This window comes from Pseudomonas sp. GW821-FHT02B10 (genome assembly GCF_059421865.1).
In genome coordinates, this window is the sequence record NZ_JBWKVU010000012.1 from 55,519 (window position 1) to 75,400 (window position 19,882).

15 protein-coding genes and 2 pseudogenes are annotated in these 19,882 nt (G+C 65.5%); 10 read left to right on the forward strand and 7 right to left on the reverse strand.

What is annotated here, in order from left to right:
- Nucleotides 1–418: 418 nt before the first annotated feature.
- Genes AC07VU_RS23240 through qhpG form a run of 4 tightly spaced genes read left to right on the forward strand, consistent with a single transcriptional unit; the run spans nucleotide 419 to nucleotide 6,024 of the window.
- A complete protein-coding gene (locus tag AC07VU_RS23240; protein ID WP_495030550.1) occupies nucleotides 419–2,335 on the forward strand; it encodes a sigma-54-dependent Fis family transcriptional regulator in 1,917 nt (638 codons plus the stop codon).
- Nucleotides 2,335–4,053 (forward strand): ABC transporter ATP-binding protein, encoded by a 1,719-nt coding sequence (locus AC07VU_RS23245; RefSeq protein WP_495030551.1) that lies wholly within the window; start codon nucleotides 2,335–2,337, stop codon nucleotides 4,051–4,053. The genes AC07VU_RS23240 and AC07VU_RS23245 overlap by 1 nt, the downstream gene beginning before the upstream one ends.
- Nucleotides 4,043–4,720, forward strand: a complete 678-nt coding sequence (gene qhpE / locus AC07VU_RS23250) for a subtilisin-like serine protease QhpE (protein WP_495030552.1) — start codon at nucleotides 4,043–4,045, stop codon at nucleotides 4,718–4,720. Before AC07VU_RS23245 ends, qhpE begins: the two co-directional genes overlap by 11 nt.
- The gene (gene qhpG / locus AC07VU_RS23255) at nucleotides 4,717–6,024 is read left to right on the forward strand and encodes a flavin-dependent monooxygenase QhpG (RefSeq protein ID WP_495030553.1); all 1,308 of its coding nucleotides are present in this window, start codon (nucleotides 4,717–4,719) and stop codon (nucleotides 6,022–6,024) included. The genes qhpE and qhpG overlap by 4 nt, the downstream gene beginning before the upstream one ends.
- Before the next feature lie 221 nt (nucleotides 6,025–6,245).
- Here qhpG and AC07VU_RS23260 read toward each other — a convergent pair whose 3' ends face one another.
- On the reverse strand, nucleotides 6,246–8,147 hold the full coding sequence (locus tag AC07VU_RS23260; RefSeq protein ID WP_495030554.1) for an amidohydrolase: 1,902 nt from the start codon (nucleotides 8,145–8,147) through the stop codon (nucleotides 6,246–6,248).
- A gap of 233 nt (nucleotides 8,148–8,380) precedes the next feature.
- Nucleotides 8,381–9,871, reverse strand: a complete 1,491-nt coding sequence (locus AC07VU_RS23265) for an aldehyde dehydrogenase family protein (RefSeq protein ID WP_495030555.1) — start codon at nucleotides 9,869–9,871, stop codon at nucleotides 8,381–8,383.
- 231 nt (nucleotides 9,872–10,102) lie between these two features.
- Here AC07VU_RS23265 and AC07VU_RS23270 point away from each other — a divergent pair, with 231 nt between their 5' ends.
- Both AC07VU_RS23270 and AC07VU_RS23275 read left to right on the forward strand, forming a co-directional pair.
- Nucleotides 10,103–10,492: an MliC family protein gene (locus AC07VU_RS23270; protein ID WP_007921876.1), complete on the forward strand. Its 390-nt coding sequence runs from the start codon at nucleotides 10,103–10,105 to the stop codon at nucleotides 10,490–10,492.
- Between the two features lie 211 nt (nucleotides 10,493–10,703).
- Entirely contained in the window at nucleotides 10,704–11,147 is a 444-nt protein-coding gene (locus AC07VU_RS23275; RefSeq protein ID WP_007921878.1) for a hemerythrin domain-containing protein, read from the forward strand.
- A gap of 238 nt (nucleotides 11,148–11,385) precedes the next feature.
- On the opposite strand, the pseudogene AC07VU_RS23280 reads toward AC07VU_RS23275, so the two are convergent.
- The 4 genes and pseudogenes from AC07VU_RS23280 to AC07VU_RS23295 all read right to left on the reverse strand — a co-directional run.
- Nucleotides 11,386–12,330: pseudogene (locus tag AC07VU_RS23280) on the reverse strand (methyl-accepting chemotaxis protein); the annotation flags it as partial.
- Nucleotides 12,331–12,684: 354 nt separating this feature from the next.
- A pseudogene (locus AC07VU_RS23285) lies at nucleotides 12,685–12,951 on the reverse strand (PAS domain-containing protein); the annotation flags it as partial.
- A 235-nt stretch (nucleotides 12,952–13,186) separates the two neighbouring features.
- Nucleotides 13,187–13,591 (reverse strand): DUF1090 family protein, encoded by a 405-nt coding sequence (locus AC07VU_RS23290; protein WP_495030556.1) that lies wholly within the window; start codon nucleotides 13,589–13,591, stop codon nucleotides 13,187–13,189.
- Nucleotides 13,592–13,721: 130 nt separating this feature from the next.
- Nucleotides 13,722–14,387, reverse strand: a complete 666-nt coding sequence (locus tag AC07VU_RS23295; RefSeq protein ID WP_495030557.1) for an HAD family hydrolase — start codon at nucleotides 14,385–14,387, stop codon at nucleotides 13,722–13,724.
- Nucleotides 14,388–14,821: 434 nt separating this feature from the next.
- Between AC07VU_RS23295 and peaA the strand changes: the two genes are divergently transcribed.
- The 4 genes from peaA to peaD all read left to right on the forward strand — a co-directional run bounded on the left by peaA (nucleotide 14,822) and on the right by peaD (nucleotide 19,389).
- Nucleotides 14,822–16,402, forward strand: a complete 1,581-nt coding sequence (gene peaA, locus AC07VU_RS23300; protein ID WP_495030602.1) for a quinohemoprotein amine dehydrogenase subunit alpha — start codon at nucleotides 14,822–14,824, stop codon at nucleotides 16,400–16,402.
- 80 nt (nucleotides 16,403–16,482) lie between these two features.
- Nucleotides 16,483–17,916 (forward strand): quinohemoprotein amine dehydrogenase maturation protein, encoded by a 1,434-nt coding sequence (gene peaB / locus AC07VU_RS23305; protein ID WP_495030558.1) that lies wholly within the window; start codon nucleotides 16,483–16,485, stop codon nucleotides 17,914–17,916.
- A 1-nt stretch (nucleotide 17,917) separates the two neighbouring features.
- A complete protein-coding gene (qhpC, locus tag AC07VU_RS23310; protein WP_007921889.1) occupies nucleotides 17,918–18,241 on the forward strand; it encodes a quinohemoprotein amine dehydrogenase subunit gamma in 324 nt (107 codons plus the stop codon).
- Between the two features lie 23 nt (nucleotides 18,242–18,264).
- Entirely contained in the window at nucleotides 18,265–19,389 is a 1,125-nt protein-coding gene (peaD, locus tag AC07VU_RS23315; protein WP_495030559.1) for a quinohemoprotein amine dehydrogenase subunit beta, read from the forward strand.
- A gap of 87 nt (nucleotides 19,390–19,476) precedes the next feature.
- Here peaD and AC07VU_RS23320 read toward each other — a convergent pair whose 3' ends face one another.
- A complete protein-coding gene (locus AC07VU_RS23320) occupies nucleotides 19,477–19,878 on the reverse strand; it encodes a lysozyme inhibitor LprI family protein (RefSeq protein WP_274304178.1) in 402 nt (133 codons plus the stop codon).
- Between the last annotated feature and the right edge of the window lie 4 nt (nucleotides 19,879–19,882).

Sequence of the window (19,882 nt, forward strand, 5' to 3'; positions counted from 1 at the left end):
AGTGGCAGTGGCCCGTACAAGTGCGCCTGTCTCGGCGAATGCATCTGTAGCCTCGGCCTGGCAGTGCTGATTGCTGTGGTTGTGAGATTGCTTCGCGGGCAAGCCTCGCTCCTACGGAAACAGCAGTATCCGTAGGGCGGCAGGGCGGTGCTCGATGGCCCGCGATGGGCGATAACGCGGGTGTCTCCTTTGCGCCATACGGCTCTTGCCATCCGCTTTACGTTAACGTCAAGATGCTCCGGCGCGGTTTGTCCCGTGGCGCAGGTTTTGCTTCTGTGAATGGCAGGGCTGGCCAGGGGCCAAACTTCCCTTTACTGCCTTCTGAACCGGGTGTAGACATTGCCCATGGCTTGCGTGCCCCTCGCAACCCAAGGGAATGGACCGGGGAGGTGCCGGGCGGACCGATTCGGAGCGCTTGATGACCCTTATAAAAACAACAACCGGCGAGCTGCAGCACCAAGCCGGGCTGGCCCGCAGAAAGCTCCATCTGGAAGGCGCAGTCCCCGATGGCGTATTGCGTGCGGAAATCGATGCGTCATGGCGGCGCAGCCTCAGCCATGGCGTGCACTTCAATGGCCAGCCGGAGTTGACCCTGGAATCCGGCGCCAGCCTCGAGGTGCTGCTGGCGAGCAATCGCCTGCTGCTCGACGCGGCGATACCCGCCATCGACTACCTGGCCGAGCGCCAGGGCCAGGACGGCCTGATTATCCTGGCCAATGCCGACGCCACCATTCTGTCGATCGAAGGCCGGGCCGACCGGCTCAAGGGCAGCGGCGTGCAAGACATCACCCTCGGCGCCTGCTGGAGCGAAGCCACCCGTGGCACCAATGCCCTGGGCACGGCGCTGGTGGAAGCGCGCACCACCCTGATCGACTGCGGCGAGCATTACCTGGACCGCCTGAGCCCTTTTTCCTGCACCTCGGTGCCCATCCACTGCCCCCAGGGCGAGATCCTCGGCGTGCTCGACCTGACCCGCGAAGGCCCGCTCGGCCGCATCCACGACAGCACCGCGCTGCTGAGCATGGCGGTCAGCCAGATCGAGAGCCGGGTGTTCAACAACAGCTTTCCCGAGCAGATTGTCCTGGCGTTCCACAGTCGTCGGCAGTATCTCGAATCGCCGTGGCAAGGCTTGCTCGCGGTCAGTCTCGGCGGGCAGATCCTGGCGGTCAGCGCCCAGGCCTGCCAGTTGTTGCGCGCCGAGCGTTCGGCACTGGTGGGGCGGCGTTGTGAAGAGTTTCTCGGCGTGGATGGCGTGCAACTGCTCGGCCGTTTGCAACAGGGCGGCATCGGCAGCCTGCAGACCGCCAAGGGCGAGTTTTTCTACAAGACCCTGCGCGCCCCGCAACGCTCGATCAACCTCAGCAGCGTGCCGCGCGGCACGTCGAAAAGCGCCCCCAGCCAGGCGCAGCCCGACCCGCAACTCGACACCCTGGCCGGCAGCAACAGCCGTTATGCCCGTGCCTTGCGCATGGCCCGGCAGGGCCTGGCCAATGCCTTGCCGGTGTTGCTGCTGGGGGAAACCGGCACCGGCAAGGAAGTCATCGCCCGCGCCCTGCACCTGGCTGGCAGTCGCGCCGACAAGCCCTTTATCGCGGTCAACTGCGCGGCGATCCCTGAGGGCCTGATCGAGTCGGAGCTGTTCGGCTATCGCGAGGGCGCCTTCACCGGTTCGCGCCGTGGCGGCATGATCGGCCGCCTGCAACAGGCCCATGGCGGCACCCTGTTCCTCGATGAAATCGGCGATATGCCGCTGGCCTTGCAGGCGCGTCTGTTGCGGGTGTTGCAGGACCGCAAGGTAGCGCCGCTGGGCGCCGGCGAAGAGCAGGACATCGATGTGGCGCTGATCTGCGCCACCCACCGCGACCTCAAGCAGCAGGTGGCCGACAAGCAGTTTCGCGAGGACCTGTTCTACCGGGTCAACGGCATCAGTGTGATGCTCCCGGCGCTGCGCGAGCGCGAGGACTTCGACGCGTTGCTGGACGTGCTGCTGGCCAAGCTCGGCAGCCCCGGCGCGGCCCTGGCCGAGGACCTGCGCCAGTTGCTGGCCGGCTATCACTGGCCGGGCAATATCCGCCAGCTGGAGATGGTCCTGCGCACCGCCCTGGCCATGCGCGAGGCGGGCGACGCGGTCCTGGGCCTGGAGCACCTGCCCGACAGCATGCTCGACGATCTCAACGCCAGCGAACGCCCGGCCAGCGGCAGCATCCGCGAGAACCAGCTGGAGCTGATCCGCCAGGCGCTGGACAGCCACCAGGGCAATGTCTCCGCCGCCGCCGATGCCCTGGGCATCAGCCGCGCGACCCTGTACCGCAAGCTCAAGCAGTTGCGCAGCTGATGTCGCGCTTGCTCAGCCGGCTGGTGGACAGCCCCGACCCCGCGGCCCTGCAAGCCGCCTTGCGCTGGCTGTACGGGTTTGTCCGCCCGCAGCGCCTGGCCATCGCCGGGTTGCTGGCGCTGTCGGTCTGCGCCTCGTTACTGGTGCTGGTGCAGCCGTGGCTGACCAAGCTGCTGATCGACGACGGCCTGCTGGCGCGCAATTTCCCGATGCTGGCGTGGATCGCCGGGCTGATGATTCTCGCCGGGCTGCTGGGCACCGCGCTGTCGGGCATCAACCGCTACCTGCACACGCGCCTGTCGGGGCGGATCCTGTTCGCCCTGCGCGACGACCTGTACCGGCATTTGCAGCGCCTGTCGCCGGGCTTCTACGGCCAGCGGCGGATCGGCGACCTGATGTCGCGGCTCGATGGCGACGTCGCGGAGATCCAGCGTTTTGCCGTCGATTCGCTGTTCTCCGCGGTGTCCAGCGTGATCGGCCTGGTGGTGGCCCTGGCGCTGCTGGTGACCCTGTCCTGGCAGCTGTCGCTGCTGGCGCTGCTGCTGATTCCGCTGGATGTGCTCTGGCTGCGCTGGATGCGGCGCAAGGTCGAGCGCGATGTGCGGCAACTGCGCGAGCGTTCGGCGGACATGTCGTCGTTCATGGTCGAGACCCTGCCGGTGATGAAGTTCATCCAGAGCGCCGGCCAGCAACAACGCGAAGCGCGGCGCCTGGAACGGTTGGGGCAGGGCTACATGAGCCAGTTGCTGCGCCTGCAGGTCAGCGAGTTCTTCACCCAGGCGGTGCCCGGCACCCTGACCTCGCTGTCGCGGGCCTGTGCGTTCCTGATCGGCGGTTATTGGGTGGTGCAGGGCACCTGGCAGCTGGGCGCGCTGATCGCCTTTTCCACTTACCTGGGCATGGCCGTGGGGCCGGTGCAGAGCCTGCTGGGGCTGTACGTGGCGATCCAGCGCATGAGCGTCAGCCTGGGCCGGGTCATGGAGCTGCGCGGCGAACAACCGAGCGTGACCACACCGGCGCAACCGCTGCCGATGCCCAGCGGCGGCGAGCTGTATTTTCGTGATCTGCACTTCAGCCACCCGGGGCGGCCGAGCACCCTGCGTGGCATCGAGGCGCGCATTCCCTATGGCCTGAAGGTGGCCCTGGCCGGCGGTTCCGGGGTCGGCAAATCGACCCTGATCGACCTGCTGCAACGCCACCACGACCCGCAGTCCGGGCAGGTGCTGCTGGACGGTATCGACCTGCGCCAGCTCGACCTGTTCGAGCTGCGCCGGCGCATCGCCGTGGTCAGCCAGGACATCGTGCTGTTCCGCGGCAGCCTGGCCGACAACCTGGCCTACAGCGTGCCCGACGCACCGCGCGCGGCGGTGGCCGAGGTGGCGCGGCTGGCGCAACTGGACAGCCTGATCGAATCGCTGCCCGAGGGCCTGGACAGCCCGTTGGGCGAGCGCGGCCAGCAGCTGTCCGGCGGGCAGAAACAACGGATCGCGATTGCCCGCGCGCTGCTCCAGGACCCCTTGATCCTGGTGCTGGACGAAGCCACCTCGGCGGTGGACGAAAGCACCGAGCGCGAAGTGATCGAGGCCATCGACCGGCTGTTCGCCGGGCGCACGCGGATCCTGATCAGCCATCGGCCCTCGACCCTGGCCGACGCCGACCTGCGCTTCGAGCTGGTGGACGGCGTGTTGCACTCCGTGAAGGTGCCCCATGAAGCCTGAGCTGCGGATCGGCGTGGTCGACAGCGGGCATACGGCCGTGCAACGCTCGCAGGTGGTGGCCGGGCGGCGCTTCTACCTGGTGGAAGACGGGATTGGCGAGGGCAACTTGCGCGAAGACCCCCTCGGCCACGGCAGCGCGATCATCGAGGCGATCAGCGCGCGGGCGCCCCAGGCGCGTTTCTGTGTGGCCCAGGTGTTCGACCAGCGCGGGGTGACCAGCGCCCTGCAGATCGCCAGCGCCCTGGACTGGCTGGTGAGCCAGCAGGTGCGGCTGGTCAACCTCAGCCTGGGGCTGCGCCAGGACCGCCGCCTGTTGCGCGAAGCCTGCGCGGCCGCCCTGGCCCGTGGCGTGCTGTTGTGCGCCTCGACGCCGGCCCAGGGCGAGGGGGTGTACCCGGCGCGTTACCCGGGGGTGCTGCGGGTCACCGGCGATGCCCGTTGCACCCCCGGCGAATGGTCGTGGCTCGACAGCCAGCAGGCCGACTTCGCCGCCTGTGTGCAGGGCAGCCACCCCGGCCAGTCCGGCGCCAGCCTGGGCTGTGCGGCCTTGAGCGGGCATATCGCCCGTTACCTCGGCGAACACCGCGACGCCGACAACCCGCAGGTGGTCCAGTGGCTGCGGACTCACGCCCGCTATCACGGCCCCGAACGGCGCGGCTGGACATGAGGCCGATCCTGGTGCTCGGCGCCGGCCCGGCGGGGGCCGCGGTGGCCCTGGGCTTGCGCCGCCTGGGTTACGCGGTGGCGCTGGTCAGTGAGTGGCGGCGTTTCCCGGCGCTCGAAGGGGTGTCGCTGCGGGTGCTCGAAGCCCTGCGTGGCGCCGGCCTGGGGCGTGGGCTGGAGGCGGCGTTGCAGGCGTCCCAGCGTCAGGTGGCGTGGAACGGCCAGAGCCATGGGCAGAACGTCGAATACCTGCTGGATCGCCCGCGCTTCGATCGCGGCCTGCGTGAGGATTTGCGCGAGGCCGGGGTCGAGCTGATCGAGGGCCGGGTGCTGGAGGTGCAGTCGACGGCGAACGGACATCGGCTGCGGATCGAGGGGCAGGCCGAGCGCCTAACGGATTTTCTGGTGGAGGCCCGAGGGCGCCAGGCGCCTGCATTGAGTAAAGAACTGGGCAAAGGCCTGCGGGGCCCGGAAACGCTCAGCCTGCTCAACCGCTGGCAGGGCGCGCCGGGCAGCACCGCCAGCGCCGTGCACAGCCTGGAAGACGGCTGGGCCTGGATGGCGCGCCAGGCCGACGGCCAGTGTTACTGGCAACTGACGGTGGACGTGGCCAGCGCCGCGCTGCCGGGCAAGGCGCAGTTGCTGGATTACTGCCGCCAGCGCCGCCAGGGTTCGGCCCTGGCGCGGGCGTTTTTCGGCGCCGGGCCGGAGCTTGATGTGCAGCTGCACGCGCGCAGCAGCACGGCGATCCTCTGCCCACAGGTGTGTGGCGCCAACTGGATTCGCGTGGGTGATGCGGCCATGGCCGTGGACCCACTGTCGGGCAACGGTATCTTCCAGTCGCTGTCCTCGGCGTTGCAGGCGCCGGCGGTGATCAACACGCTGCTGCAACGGCCCGAACGGGCGGCCCTGGCGCAGCGCTTCCATGCCCGGCGAGTGGAGCAGTTGTTCCTGCGTTTTGCCCGCATCGGCCGCGATTTCTACGCCGACGAGCAGCGCTGGGCCGAACAGCCGTTCTGGCAGGCGCGCCGGCAATGGCCGGACCGCGAGCCGGCGCATCGCGTCGCGGACTTTTCCGCCCTGCGCATCGAGCGCGCCCCGGTATTGCGCGACGGCCTGGTGGACGAAGCCGAGGTGGTGATCACCCCGGACCAGCCGCTGGGCATCTGGCATGTGCAAGGGGTGGAGCTGGCGCCGCTGTTGCGCCGTTTGCCCAACGAGCCGGCGCAACAGCTGCTGGCGGGCCTGAGCACGGAGCAGGACAAGGCCGTGCGCGGCTGGTTGTTGGGGCAGGGCTACCAGCCTTGAGGCGACGGGGCGGCTTTTGTAGCCGCTGCCGCAGGCTGCGATCGACGGCGCAGCCGCCGCAAAGGCACCAGCGATCGATCGGCGGATGTGTGGCGCCTGGGCGAATGATCGCGAGCAAGCTCGCTCCTACAGAAGATGAGACGCCCTTGTAGGAGCGAGCTTGCCCGCGATCCGCGCAGCGGCCATCCAAACCCCGCCGCCCGGCTTGCGACAGCTGACGATCAGCTATCGGGATTGACGTACACCCGGTGGCCGCCTTTCCAGGTTTCACAGACCTTGATGTCCCTGATGCTGGTGGCCGGTACTTTCTCGTCGAGGGGATCCTGCTCGAGAATCACCAGGTCCGCGAAATAACCGTCCTGCAGGGACCCGGTCCAGCCCTCGGCGTGGCACTGCCAGGCGGCGTCATAGGTGATGGCTTTCAGGGCCTGCTTGCGCGTCAGGCATTCGGCTTCATTGAGGATCGGTTGCAGCCTTGGGTCGTGGACGAACCGCCCCTGGGCATCGCGAATGCCTTCCATCTTGCGGGTCACCGCCTGTTCCATGGAGCGCAGCGGCCCCAACGGCGTTACCGAACAGTCGCTGTGCAGGGTCATTCTCAGGTTATGGTCCAGGGCCGACTGGCACAGGTCGAGCATCTGCTCGGCCTTGCCTTCGAAGATCGCCTGTTTGAAGGCATAGCCCCAGTAGCCGACATGACCGATCAGGAAGCTTGGCGACAGGCCCAGGCGCTGCAGGGTCTGCAGGGTGCCCGCGGTCAGCAGCGAGCAGTGCTCGATGCGGTGGCGTTTTTCCAGGGCGCTGCCGCCCTGCAAGGCCGCCTCGTAGGCTTGCAGGGTGAACTCGATGGCCCGGTCGCCGTTGGCGTGGATCATCAGCGGCCAGCCGGTTTCGATGGCATTGCGTACCACGGTCTTGTAGGCATCGGGTGGGGTGACCGGGGTGTGGTCCTGGTCGCAGAAGTTGAAGTTGCCCACCGGCCGCGTCGCCTCGCAGCAGTAGCGCGTGGCCTGATAACCCGTCAGCCCCTGGTTGGAACCGTCCGACACCAGCTTGACCGAGCCCTGGTAGAAGCGCTTGGCCTGTTCCCGGCTGACCGGCTGGTAGCGCGGCAGCTTGCCGATGGCCTCGGGCGTGCCATCGCAGGCGGCGGCGTAACCGATCCGCAGCTTGCGGGGGCGGGTCAGGAAGTAGGCGCCCAGTACCCGCTTCGACTGGGGGTCCATCATCGCGTCGTAGAGCAGGGTGATCCCGCGGCGCGACGCCTTGTCGAAGTAGTCTTCGAGGTGCTTGAAGATATTGAGTATTTCCAGCTGCTGCCTGAGGGGAATGCTCTTGATGGCGGCCAGCACCTGGGCTTCCTGCAGGACACCGTTGTCGGCCCTGACGCCGGTTTTCTCGAACACCGCATCGCTGGCCGCGGTGTTCAGGTAGGCGGTGTGCATGGACGCGCTGATCAGCAGCATCGGATGCTGCTTGTCGATGGTGTCCAGGTTGCCGATGTCGTCGCCGGGGCCGCAGTGGAAGGTGATGAGTCTGTTCAGGCCGTGGGGTACGACCTGGAAGGGCATCAGCGCCGGATCGACCTGATGGCCGAGGATCCAGGTCGAGTTGTCCTTGGGCAGGTTGGCCTGGATGGTGCTTTTCAACCAGAGCCAGTCATAGGTGGGCCGTAGCCGCTGGTTCTTGTGCTCATCGGGGTTGTCGGTATCGATGGCCCCCAGGTTCAGCCAGCCTTCCATGGCGCAGCTCTGCACGATATGGGCGTGGGGTTCGATCAGGCCGGGCAACAGGGTCTTGCCGTTCAACGACTGCTTTTTGTAGGTGATGCCCAGGGCGTTCATGCGGGCTTCGACGGCGGCCAGGGTGCCGGAGGCGACCACGTCGCCGGCGTGGATGCCCAGGGCCTCGACCCGTTCGTCCATGTTGCCGTCGCGCAAGGGGTAGATGGTGCCGTTGGTAAAGATGATGGACTCGCCGGCCGGTTCCTTGGCCAGCTCATTGGCGTCCTGTGGCTGGCTGGCGGTATGGCTGGCCGGGTCGAGTGTGTCCTTCAGAGCGTTCCAGATGGGGTTGTGGCATCCGCATTGGACCCCGTCGTGATCATATCCATTTGATCCCATGATGCTTCCCTCGGGTTTTCGGTGGTGATGAGGTGTGGGTTGAAGGTGGGTGAGCCTGGCTCGCAGGGCCGCTGTCGAGCCGGCTCGGGCTGAGCGTAGCAGCCGTTCGGGGCGCAGGCCGGGCAGCGGGTCGGCGACCCTGAACCAGTCGTCGGGAGACGCCGGGCAGACCCCGGCGCCGCCGTTGAGGAGCGCTTGCGCGAGTGCGAGGCGCTATGGGCTATCGCGGGTCGTCAGAGCTTGATCAGCACCGATTTCAGCTCGGTGTAATGCTCGATCGCCGCGTAACCCATTTCCCGGCCCACGCCAGACATCTTGTAGCCACCGAACGGCAGCGCCGGGTCGAGGGCGCTGTGGCAGTTGACCCAGACCGAGCCGGACTTGATCCGCGGGATCATCCGGTGCACTGCCGCCAGGTCGTTGGACCAGATGCTCGCGCCCAGGCCGTAGGGGCTGTCGTTGGCCAGGCGCAGGGCATCGGCTTCGTCGTCGAAGGGAATGGCCACCAGCACCGGGCCGAAGATCTCTTCCTGCACCAGCGAATGCTGCTGGTCGACGTCGACTATCACCGTTGGCTTGACGAAATAACCGGGGCCGAACCGCTCGCCGCCACAGGCGAGGGTGGCGCCGCTGTCCCGGCCCATTTCGATATAGCGCCAGACCCGCTCCTGCTGCCGGGCGGAGATCAGCGGGCCCATGTCGACACTGGCGTCCAGGCCGCTGCCGAGTTTCATGGCGTTGGCGATGCCGGCGATATCGGCCACCACATTGTCGAAGTGCTTGCGCTGCACATACAGCCGGGAGCCGGCGCAGCAGACCTGGCCCTGGTTGAAGAAGATCGCGCTGGCGGCGCCGGCCGCGGCGCTGCCCAGGTCGGCATCGGCCATGACGATGGTCGGCGACTTGCCGCCCAGTTCCAGGGTGACCCGGGTCATGGAATCCATGGCGATCTTGCCGATTTCCTTGCCCACCGCGGTGGAGCCGGTGAAGGTCAGCTTGTCCACCCGCGGGTTGTGGGTCAGGGCGGCGCCTGCGGTGATGCCGGTGCCGGTGACCACGTTGAACACGCCGTCGGGGTAGCCGGCTTCCTGCACCAGCTCGGCGAGCTTCAGCGCGGTCAGCGGGGTTTCGTCGGCCGGCTTGAGCACCACGGTGCAGCCGGTGGCCAGGGCCGGGCCGAGTTTCCAGCAGGCCAGCAGCAGCGGGAAGTTCCAGGCGACGATGGCGCCGACCACGCCCACCGCCTCGCGGCGGATGAAACTGTGGAACTGCTGGTCGGGCATCAGCGGCACGGAGACCTCGACGCTGCTGCCTTCGATCTTGGTCGCCCAGCCGGCCATGTAGCGCAAAAAGTCGATGGCCAGTTGCACGTCCATGACCTGGGCCACCGCGGCGCTCTTGCCGTTGTTCAGGCATTCCAGTTGCGCCAGCAGTTCGGCGTCGCGCTGCATCAGGTCGGCGAGCTTCCACAGCAGGTTCTGCCGTTCCCGCGGCCGGGCGCGGCTCCAGGGTGAATCGTCAAAGGCCTGGCGCGCGGCCAGCACCGCGCGGTCGACATCGTCCACCGTGGCCCGCGGCACCACGCACAGTTGTTCGCCGGTGGCCGGGTTGTGCAGCGGCATGGTCTGGCCGTCGGCGGCCTCGACCCATTCGGCGCCGATCAGCATGCGCGGGGCGCGCTGGATAAAGGCGATGGTGGCGGGGAGCAGGGTTGCAATAGCCATGACAGAACCTCTTGTTATGCGTGAGGCGAGGGCTTTCGCAACCGCTGTGCCAGTTTTTAATTGTGATTAACTATATGATTTTAATAATGTTTATTTGCGGTGATGGAAGGGCGGCGGATACAAGCTGTCGCAAATTGCGAATGCCTTGAGACACCCCGGCCTGAACTTATGGGGGCCTGCTTCGTCGTAAAGGGGCCTGTCATGAAGGTGCACTGAACAAGGAGCTGTACATTGAAGATTGCAACGATTCTGGGAACCACCTTGCTGCTGGCGCCGTTGTTCGCCCAGGCCGCGACGACCCCGGCCGAGCCGGAACTGCCGGCGTACCAGAGCAGCCTGGCCAGCTACCGCTGCGAGGGTGGGGTAGAGGTGCAGGCGGCGTACCTGAACATCGATAACGGCGCCTCGTTCGCCACCCTGTATTACAAGGGCCAGCTGATACCGATGCATATCGCCCGCGCCGCCTCCGGCGCGCTGTATGTCGCCGACGACGAGCAGAACAGCTACCGCTGGCACACCCAGGGCGACAGCGGCCTGTTGAGCTTCCTGGAAGCCGACCACACCGCCAAGGAACAGCAACTGCTCAAGGACTGCCAGGAGCAGAAGACCGAGGAGCAGTAACGCCTGGCCCCCATCCGCCTGTAGGAGCCAGCTTGCTGGCGAGAGGTCGGCACGGACCCTCTGGTTTGCGCGTCGAACGCCAGTCCGTCATCGCGAGCAATCGAACGTCGACCGGCTGCTCCTACAGAGGGGGGGCGGCCATTATCTGCGGTTGAACTGCCGTCGAACGGCCAGTGTCTAGTCAAGACAAGCCTGCCGTGGAGAGGTGCCCGTGAACATATTCGAAGCCCTGCGTGAGAGCCATGAACGCCAGCGCGGCTACGCTGCCGAACTGATGCGCACCTCGGGGGACAGCCCCGAACGCAGCGCGGCCTACGCCCAGCTCAAGGCCGAAGTACAGGCCCACGAGACAGCCGAGGAGCGCTTCTTCTACCTGCCGTTGATGGAGCACGACAACGGCGTCGACCTGAGCCGGCACGCGATTGCCGAGCACCACGCGATGGACGAGCTGATGGAGGCATTGGACGACACCGAGATGTCCAGCCCGGCCTGGCTGGCCACGGCGAAGAAGCTGGTGGACAAGGTGCATCACCACCTGGTGGAAGAAGAACAGAAGTTCTTCCAGATGGCCGGCAAGATCCTCGACGACAAGCAGAAGGACCAGTTGGCCAACGGTTACGTGAAGGAGTACCGGCAGCAGTTGGCGGCCGACTGAGACGGCCCTCGAAGAATAAAAAAGCCCGCGCATTGGCGTAATGCCGATCAGTTAAGGCCTTTTGTAAGCGCGAGCTTGTCTCCGGGCGGCGTTCCGACGAAGAGCTCCAGCACACCGCGTTAAACCGGGCAATACGCGTTATCGTTGACGTTTTTCGCGAGCAAGCTCGCTCCTACAGGGTTTGCGCATTACTTGTAGGAGCGAGCTTGCTCGCGATAAACCCGTACACACACCGAACCTAGCGGTTGAAACGCTCCACCAGCGAGTACTGGGTGGTGGCGGTCCGGGTCAATTCCTTGCTCAGTTCGGCCGAGTGATGGGCCTGCTCCGAGGTCTGGTCGGCCAGTTGCGCGATGGTGCTGATATTGCGGCTGATTTCCTCGGCGACCGCGCTCTGCTCCTCGGTGGCCGCGGCGATCTGGGTGGTCATCTCGGTGATGTTGGCCACCGCCTCGCTGATGCCCAGCAGCGCCTGGTCCGCCTCCAGTACCCGGGCCACGCCTTCCTCGGCCTGGCGCTGGCCGCTTTCCATGCTCTGCACGGCGTTTTGCGAGGAACTCTGCAACTGGGTGATCAGCTCATGGATCTGCTGGGTGGATTGCGCGGTGCGCTGGGCCAGCTGGCGCACCTCGTCGGCCACCACCGCGAAACCGCGGCCCATGTCGCCGGCGCGAGCCGCTTCGATGGCCGCGTTGAGCGCCAGCAGGTTGGTCTGGTCGGCGATGCCCTTGATCACATCGACCACGGTGCCGATCTCGTCGCTGTCCCTGGCCAGTTGCGCGACGTTCTGCCCGGTTTCGCCGACCACCTGCGACAGGCGTTCGATGGCTTCGCGGGTATCGCGGGCCACTTCGCGCCCACGGCCGGTCAACTGGTTGGCGGCCTGGGTGGCGTCGGCGGTGCGCTGCACATGGCTGGCCACTTCCTGGGTGGTGGCGGCCATCTGGTTGACCGCGGCGGACACCTGCTCGGTTTCCACCCGCTGGCGGTCCAGGCCACGGGAGCTGTCGCTGGCCAGGGTATCGGAGCGGCTGGCCAGGGCATTGAGCTGTTCGGCGCTGTCCTGCAGGCGGGTGAGGCAGGTTTGCAGCCGCGCGTCCTGGCTGACGAAGGCGGTTTCCAGGCATGCCTGGGGGCCGTGGGCGTCGCTGTACATCTGCGCGATCAAGGGGTCGCAGGTGGACGAGTCGGCCAGTTGCAGCAGGCGCCGGGCGGCGTGGTTCTGGCGCTGCATCGCCAGCAGCGCCAGGGGCACGGAGAGCCCGGCGGCCACCGCCAGCGCCAAAGGCGGGGCCAGCCAGAGGCCGCTCAGGCCACCGGCCAGGCCCGTGGCCAGGAACGGCGCCCAGCCCAGCAGGGCCGGTTGCCAGCGATGCCGGCGGGGGATGGCCGGCTGCTTGCGGTTGAGACGCTGGTAGAGGTCTTGCGCGCGGCGGATCTGTTCGGCGCTGGGTTTGACCCGGACCGATTCGTAGCCGACGATCCGGCTGCCCTCGAAAATCGGCGTGACGTAGGCGTTGACCCAGTAATGGTCGCCGTTTTTCGAACGGTTCTTGACGATGCCCATCCACGGCTGGCCCTGTTTCAGCGCCGCCCACATATGGGCAAATACCGCGGGGGGGACATCGGGGTGACGGACGATGTTCTGTGGAGCGCCGATCAGGTCGTCGCGGTCGAAACCGCTGATGTCGACGAAGGCATCGTTGCAGTAGCTGATGACGCCATGGGCATCGGTGGTGGAGATGAGTTTCTGGTTTGACCCTAAAGCCACTTCACGTTGTGTAACGGGCTGATTGTTTCTCATTTCCAGATTGCTCCCTGTGTCCTACAAAATCCATCGGCACGAGTCAGAACAATCTTAGCTAAATATTAGAAAATTCCTTGCATAACAATTAGTTGCATTCCCATTCGCGAGGAGTTCTGAATACTCCCGAACGGATTTCGCAGGTCGTTGAATCTGTTGGGAAAGTCTGGCGCTGAAGCAGGCCCGGGCTCGCCGAAGCGAGCCGGTGACAACGCTTATCGGGCAAGAAACCGCTTCAGTTGCCGTGGGCGCCAAGGGCGTATTGCAGGACCTGCAGGGCGTGGGTCAGCCGGGCCTTGCGTTTGTCGATGATGCGCGGGTCGCCATAACGCTGCGCGGCGTCGAGTTCCATCTGGCGCAATATCACCTGGTATTCGGCCTGGCGCAGGGGCGGGTTGTGCTCGAAGTGCAGGCCGTCGCAATAGTCGCTGAGCGGTTCCAGCGCCCGTTGCAGGCCGGCCAGTTGGCGCTGCTCAGGGTCGGGCAGGAGTTTCTCCAGGCTGCTCTTGATGGCTTCGCCCCGGGTCAGGCAACTGCTGGTGGCTTCCGGCGGGGCCGGCTCGGGGTCTTCCTGGGCGTGGCCTGTGCTGGCTGCAAGGCCCAGCAGGGCCAGCAGGGGGAGGGCGGTGAGGGCGTTCATGAAGGTCCTTGATACGACAGGCGTGCGGGGCGCTATCTTCAAGAGCCAACGCGCGCCGGACCATCAGACACAACTGAAAAAGCCTAGGGATATTTCTGGGTTTGCCGATCGGACCGGGCAGTGCCCGGTCTCAGCGAGGGCCGAGCATCCGCTCGATCACTGCCCACAATCGCGGGTCGTTGAAGTCCTCGACCACCAGATGCGCACCGGCGGCCAGCAGGGCCTCGGGGCTCTGGCTGGTGGCCAGGCCGACGGTGAAGATCCCGGCCCCGACCGCGGCGGTCAGGCCGGGGATCGAGTCCTCGAAGGCAATCCCGGCCTCGGCGCTGGCACCCAGGCATTCCAGGCCGGTGAGGTAGGGCAGTGGGTCGGGCTTGGCCCGCGGCAATTCCTCGGCCACCAGCACGCTGTCGAAGCGATCGCCCAGCCCCAGCACGTCGAGCATGTGCTCGGCATTGGCCCGTGGCGCATTGGTCACCACGCAGACGGCGATGCCGCGTTCCCGGGCGAAATCCAACAGGCGCAGCAGGCCCGGCATCGGCGTCAGTCGTGGCGACAGCTGGCGAAAGCGCACTTCCTTGCGGTCGGCGAAAGCCTCGTGCTCGGCCACCGAGCGCTGCGCAAACAGGTAGCGGCACATATTGGCATTGGCCTGGCCGCTGACATGGGCCGCGAACTCTTCCTGGGTGAACACCCGGCCCTCTTCCTCCAGCAACAACTGCTGCAACGCCAGCAGGTGCAGTTGGTCGGTGTCGGTCAGGGTGCCGTCGAGATCGAAAAGCAGGGCATTGAGCATGGCGCGATTCCTGTCAGGGCCGGTGGCTGAAGCGGTTAAGCCAGGCATCGTAGCAGCTGCCGAGGAGGGCGCCACAGCCATTTCTCGGGGTGATTCAGAATGCTGTCCCGCCGCCAGCCATCTCTCCCTTCCTGTGCTTAGCTCTCAAGACTCCTCTGCTTTTGCGGGTGTAGGCGGGTCTCGTCTCAGAGTGGAACAGTTGTCGCGAAATTAAACGCGGTCGGCCGGCGGTTGCCTGGGGGATGCGTCCTGGTGTTTCAGCAAGTCCTTGATAAAGAACATTATTTATAAGCTGGCACGCTCCGTGTATTGCTCAACCCAGCCGTTTCTCTTGCCTCCGTGCCCGGCGCCACCGGGCATGGCAGAAACCATAAAAACGACGCACAACAATAATAAAGCTCGCTAATAAAAAGCTCCCTGGAGGTCCGACCTTGATCAAGAGAACACTCCGAGCAGGCACGTCCAGCGGCCTGCTGGCGCTGGCGGTCTGCGCCGCCTTGCATGCCCCTCCCAGCCTTGCCGCGCGCGAGGCCCAGGCCATCCTCAAGGAAACCTGCCAGGGCTGCCATACCCCGGAAACGGGAGGCGGCCTGAGCCGCATCAGCCACCAGCGCAAGACCCCGGAAGGCTGGTTGATGAGCATCGCCCGCATGCAGGTCATGCATGGCCTGCAGATCAGCGACGACGATCGCCGCACCCTGGTCAAATACCTGGCCGACACCCAGGGCCTGGCGCCGAGCGAAACCGACGGCGTGCGCTACGCCCTGGAGCGGCGCTTGAACACGGTGGAGAAGTTCGACGAACAAACCAGCCAGATGTGCGGCCGCTGCCACTCCGGCGCGCGGGTCGCCTTGCAACGGCGTCCGGCCCAGGAGTGGGAACGCCTGGTGAACTTCCACCTCGGCCAATGGCCGTCGCTGGAATACCAGGCGCTGTCCCGCGACCGCGACTGGTTCGACCTGGCGCGCAAGGAGATGGTGCCGCTGCTGGCCAAGCGTTATCCGCTGGACAACCCGGCCTGGGCCAAATGGCTGGCTAGCGCGCCCAAGGCCGAGACCCTGGTGGGCGACTGGAGCTTCAGCGGCCACCTGCCGGGCAAGGGCGAACTGGCCGGGGTGATGAGCGTCGCTGCCGATGGCAACGACACCTTCAAGGTCGGCATCAAGGGCCAGTACGCCGACGGCAGCCCGTTCAACGGCGAGGGCAGCGCGATCCTCTACAGCGGCTACGAATGGCGCGGCAATGTCAGCATCGACGGCGTGAGCATGCGCCAAGTGTTCGCTGCCAAAGGCAATGCATTGCAGGGCCGGATGTTCGAGGCCGAGCACGACGAGCGCGGCCTGGACTTTATCGCCGCCAAGCAGGGCAGCAGTCGTTTGCTGGCGGTGCAGCCGGGTTACCTGAAGGCTGGCGGTGAAACCGAAGTCACCCTGATCGGCAGCGGCCTCAGCGGCAAGCCGAGTTTTGGCAAGGGCGTGGAAGTGCTGGAGGTCATCGAGCAGAGCGCGGAGCGGATCAAGGTCAGGCTCAAGGCGGCCGCCAATGCTCAACCGGGCCTGCGCGACGTCACCGTCGGCACGCTGAAAGGCCCGATGCTGTCGGTCTACAGCAGCATCTCTGAAGTCAAGGTGGTGCCGGAGTTCTCGGTGGCGCGGATTGGCGAGGGTGGCGGTTCGACACCGAAAGTCCAGGGCCGTTTCGATGCCGAAGCCTGGGGCAAGGGCGCCGATGGCAAGCCGTATCGCATCGGCGTGTTCCCGGCGCAGTGGAAGGTCGAGGCCTTCGACGAGCGCGCCAGGGAAGACGAGGACGTCAAGTTCGCAGGCCAGATGCAGGCCGACAGCGGCGTATTCATTCCAGGCGATGCCGGGCCGAACCCGCAGCGCAAGATGTCCACCAACAACGCCGGCAACCTCAAGGTGATCGCCGCCGTCGACGACGCTGGGAAATCCCTGACCGGCGAAGGCCACCTGATCGTCACCGTGCAACGCTGGAACAATCCACCCATCCCCTAAGGCGCGGTCCGTGATTGACGACACCCTTTCGGAATGACCGCGGGCCCCCGCCAAAAGGGGGCCAGCACAGGAGGTTTGCAATGGGCGCTATCTTAAATCTGGTCGAACGCAACCTGCACGAAGTGCAAGTCGATGCCGACCGCATGCTGTTCCATATCCCCAGCAGTTCGCTGTTCGCCAGCGATGCCTTGACCGGCAGCATCATCGATGCCCTGCGCGGGCCGGGCTGCTCTTCCACTGACCTGATCCAGCGACTGGCCAGCCAGTACGACGGCGAGGAAATCAACGAGACCCTGTGCGAGCTGATCGCCCTGGAACTGGTCAGCGACGGCTCGCCACGGACTGAGGAATGGACCGTCAAGCGGGTCGAGCGCACGGCGATCAACACCGTGGTGCTCAACGTCAACACCGGCTGCAACCTGAGTTGCACCTACTGCTACAAGGAAGACCTGGACAAGCCCTCGGCGGGCAAGAAGATGGACGTCGAGACGGCCATCGCCTCGGTGGAAATGCTGCTCAAGGAATCCCCCGACGAGGAGCGTTTCACCGTGGTGTTTTTTGGTGGCGAGCCGCTGAGCAACCGCAAGCTGATCGAGTACATGGTCGACTACTGCGAGAAGCGTTTTCGCGAGGCGGGCAAGTTCGTCGAGTTCGTCATGACCACCAACGCCACGCTGCTCACCGAGGAAACGGTGGACTACCTGAATGCCCACCGCTTTGGCTTGTCGGTGAGCATCGACGGGCCGAAGACCGTGCACGACCGCAACCGCATCACCGTGGGCGGGCAGGGCACCTATGACGTGGTGCGGCGCAAGGCGCAGATGCTGCTGGCGCGCTACGACAGCCGCCCGGTCGGCGCGCGGGTGACGCTGACCACCGGGGTCACCGATGTGGAAACCATCTGGGATCACCTGTTCAACGAACTGGGTTTCGCCGAAGTCGGGTTTGCCCCGGTGACCTCGGGCGACATCAGCAGCTTCAACCTCACAGGCGAAGAACTGATCGAAGTCTTCGCCAGCATGAAGCGCCTGGGCCGGCGCTACCTGGAGGCGGCCCTGGAGCATCGCAATATCGGTTTCTCCAACCTGCACCAGCTGATCACCGATATCCACGAAGGCCACAAGAAGGCGCTGCCCTGTGGCGCCGGGCTGAAGATGCTGGCGGTGGACCACAAGGGTGAGCTGAACCTGTGCCACCGCTTTACCGGCTCATCGCTGCCGACCTTCGGCAACGTGCGCGAGGGCGGGGTGAAGCAGATGGAGCTCAACGACTTCCTGTCCCAGCGCCTGGACCGCAGCAACACCGGCTGCGACAGCTGCCGCATCCGCAACCTGTGTTCCGGCGGCTGCTACCACGAGAGCTACGCCCGCTACGGCGACCCGGCGCACCCGACCTATCACTATTGCGAACTGATGCGTGATTGGGTGGATTTCGGCATCGAGGTCTACAGCCGGATCATGGCCCGCAACCCTGCGTTCATCAGCAGTTACATCACTCCGCGCAAGGCCCACTGATATGAAACATCTCAAGCCGATCAATAACAAAGCCCAGAAGCTGGAACAGGCCGCCGACGAGAACCGTATCGAAGAGGTGGTCGCCATGAGTTCGGTGGCCGGTTGTGCCTCGACCACCGACCCGGGCTGGGAAATCGATGCCTTCGGTGGCGTGTCGTCCTTGTGCCAGCCGATGGAGGCCGACCTCTACGGTTGTTCCGACCCTTGCTGGTGGCCGGCCCAGGTACCGGACATGATGAGCACCTACCCCGACTGGAACAAGGACGCCCAGGCCTCCAACGAGAACTGGCGCAACCTCGGCACCGTGTTCCCTAAAGACAAGTAATCGGTCAGTAGAAGGATTCCAGCATGCGCTTGATCAATGCCTGCGGCCTGGCCGCTTCCGCCGTCCTGGGGGCCTGTTCCCTCAGCGTCCTGGCCGATGACAACAGTGACAAGGCCCTCAACGCCGGCCATGAATACATGGTCACCACCAACTACCCGAACAACCTGCACGTGATCGACCTGGCCAGCGACACGCTGTACAAGACCTGCAAGATGCCCGACGCCTTCGGCCCCGGCACCGTGCAACTGGCGCCGGACCGCAAGGTCGCCTACGTGCTGAACAACCACTACGCCGATGTCTATGGCGTCGAGCTGGACAGCTGCAAGCAGGTGTTCCATGCCAGCATCACCCAGCAGCCGGGGGAGAAGGCGCGCTCGATGTTCGCCTTCACCGTCAGCCACGACGGCAAGGAGCTGTACACCGTGGCCAACCCGACGCTGATGCTCAACGACCGTTATGAGGTCAAGCAGCCGCGGTTGGATGTGTATGCCACCGACGCCGGGCTCAAGGCCAAGCCGGTGCGCAGCTTCCCGGCGCCGCGGCAGCTGACCATCATGCAGAGCGGTGACGACGGCTCGCTGTATGTGGCCGGGGCGGATGTGTACAAGGTTGACGTCAAGACCGGCAAGTTCGATGTACTGATCCCCAGCCGCCACTGGAAACGCCCGAACTACAGCGCGCCGGACGTGCTCTACGTGTGGAACCAGCAGACCTGGCGCCATGATTTCTCGCTGCTCTACACCGCCGCCAAGTTCAAGGATAAGAAACAGGACCCGGCCAGCGCCGAGTACCTGTACGGCCTGTTCAGCATCGACTTGAAAACCGGCAAGAGCGAAACCACCGACTTCGGTCCGCTGACGGAAATCTACTTCAGCGGCATGCGCTCGCCGAAGGACCCGAACCTGATGTTCGGCGTGCTCAACCGCCTGGCCAAGTACGATATCCGGCAGAAAAAACTGCTCCAGGCCGCCACCCTGGAGCATTCCTACTACTGCATTTCCTTCAACAAGGCAGGCAGCAAGATCTACCTGGCCGGAACCTTCAACGACGTGGCGATCTTCGATGCCGACAGCCTGAAGCAGATCGGCAGCATCAAGCTGCCGGGCGGGGACATGGCGATCACCACGGCCCAGGTGTTCGAGCGCTAGCCATCGCGAGCAAGCTCGCTCCTACAGGAACGGCGACGCCCTGTAGGAGCGAGCTTGCTCGCGAAAAATCTAAAGATCGCCGCCGATTCAATTCCCCGGCACCGGGCAGCCGAGGTCGCCTTCCTGGCACTTGAGGTAGGTCTTGAACGCCTCGACCCGGGCCTTGGTCAGGTCGGTGGTGCAGTTGCTGTAGATCAACGGGTAGACGCTGCCACCGGCCACCCCGGAGGCGGCGAACCCGCATTCCGCATCCCGAAAAGCCACCCAGGCGCGCTGGGCGCTGACCAGCAGCTTCTTGCCGTCCGGGTTGTCCTTCAGGCGCTGGGTGATGCGCTGGTAAAGCGTATTCAGTTCCTTGTCCGCCGCCTGGTGCTGCTCGGCGGCGCACTGGTTCATGGCGGCCTGGGTGCTGGCGTTGGCACAATCGGCGGCCTGGGCCAGCGGGGTGAGCAGCAGCGGCGCCAGGGCCAGGAAAATACGTGGGTTCATGCTG

What these genes read in the sequence shown, in the direction of transcription:
- AC07VU_RS23240 (WP_495030550.1), top strand. Translation starts at nt 419, where the DNA reads ATGACCCTTATAAAAACAACAACCGGCGAGCTGCAGCACCAAGCCGGG.
- AC07VU_RS23245 (WP_495030551.1), top strand. Translation starts at nt 2,335, where the DNA reads ATGTCGCGCTTGCTCAGCCGGCTGGTGGACAGCCCCGACCCCGCGGCC.
- qhpE (WP_495030552.1), top strand. Translation starts at nt 4,043, where the DNA reads ATGAAGCCTGAGCTGCGGATCGGCGTGGTCGACAGCGGGCATACGGCC.
- qhpG (WP_495030553.1), top strand. Translation starts at nt 4,717, where the DNA reads ATGAGGCCGATCCTGGTGCTCGGCGCCGGCCCGGCGGGGGCCGCGGTG.
- AC07VU_RS23260 (WP_495030554.1), bottom strand. Translation starts at nt 8,147, where the DNA reads ATGGGATCAAATGGATATGATCACGACGGGGTCCAATGCGGATGCCAC.
- AC07VU_RS23265 (WP_495030555.1), bottom strand. Translation starts at nt 9,871, where the DNA reads ATGGCTATTGCAACCCTGCTCCCCGCCACCATCGCCTTTATCCAGCGC.
- AC07VU_RS23290 (WP_495030556.1), bottom strand. Translation starts at nt 13,591, where the DNA reads ATGAACGCCCTCACCGCCCTCCCCCTGCTGGCCCTGCTGGGCCTTGCA.
- AC07VU_RS23295 (WP_495030557.1), bottom strand. Translation starts at nt 14,387, where the DNA reads ATGCTCAATGCCCTGCTTTTCGATCTCGACGGCACCCTGACCGACACC.
- peaB (WP_495030558.1), top strand. Translation starts at nt 16,483, where the DNA reads ATGGGCGCTATCTTAAATCTGGTCGAACGCAACCTGCACGAAGTGCAA.
- qhpC (WP_007921889.1), top strand. Translation starts at nt 17,918, where the DNA reads ATGAAACATCTCAAGCCGATCAATAACAAAGCCCAGAAGCTGGAACAG.
- peaD (WP_495030559.1), top strand. Translation starts at nt 18,265, where the DNA reads ATGCGCTTGATCAATGCCTGCGGCCTGGCCGCTTCCGCCGTCCTGGGG.
- AC07VU_RS23320 (WP_274304178.1), bottom strand. Translation starts at nt 19,878, where the DNA reads ATGAACCCACGTATTTTCCTGGCCCTGGCGCCGCTGCTGCTCACCCCG.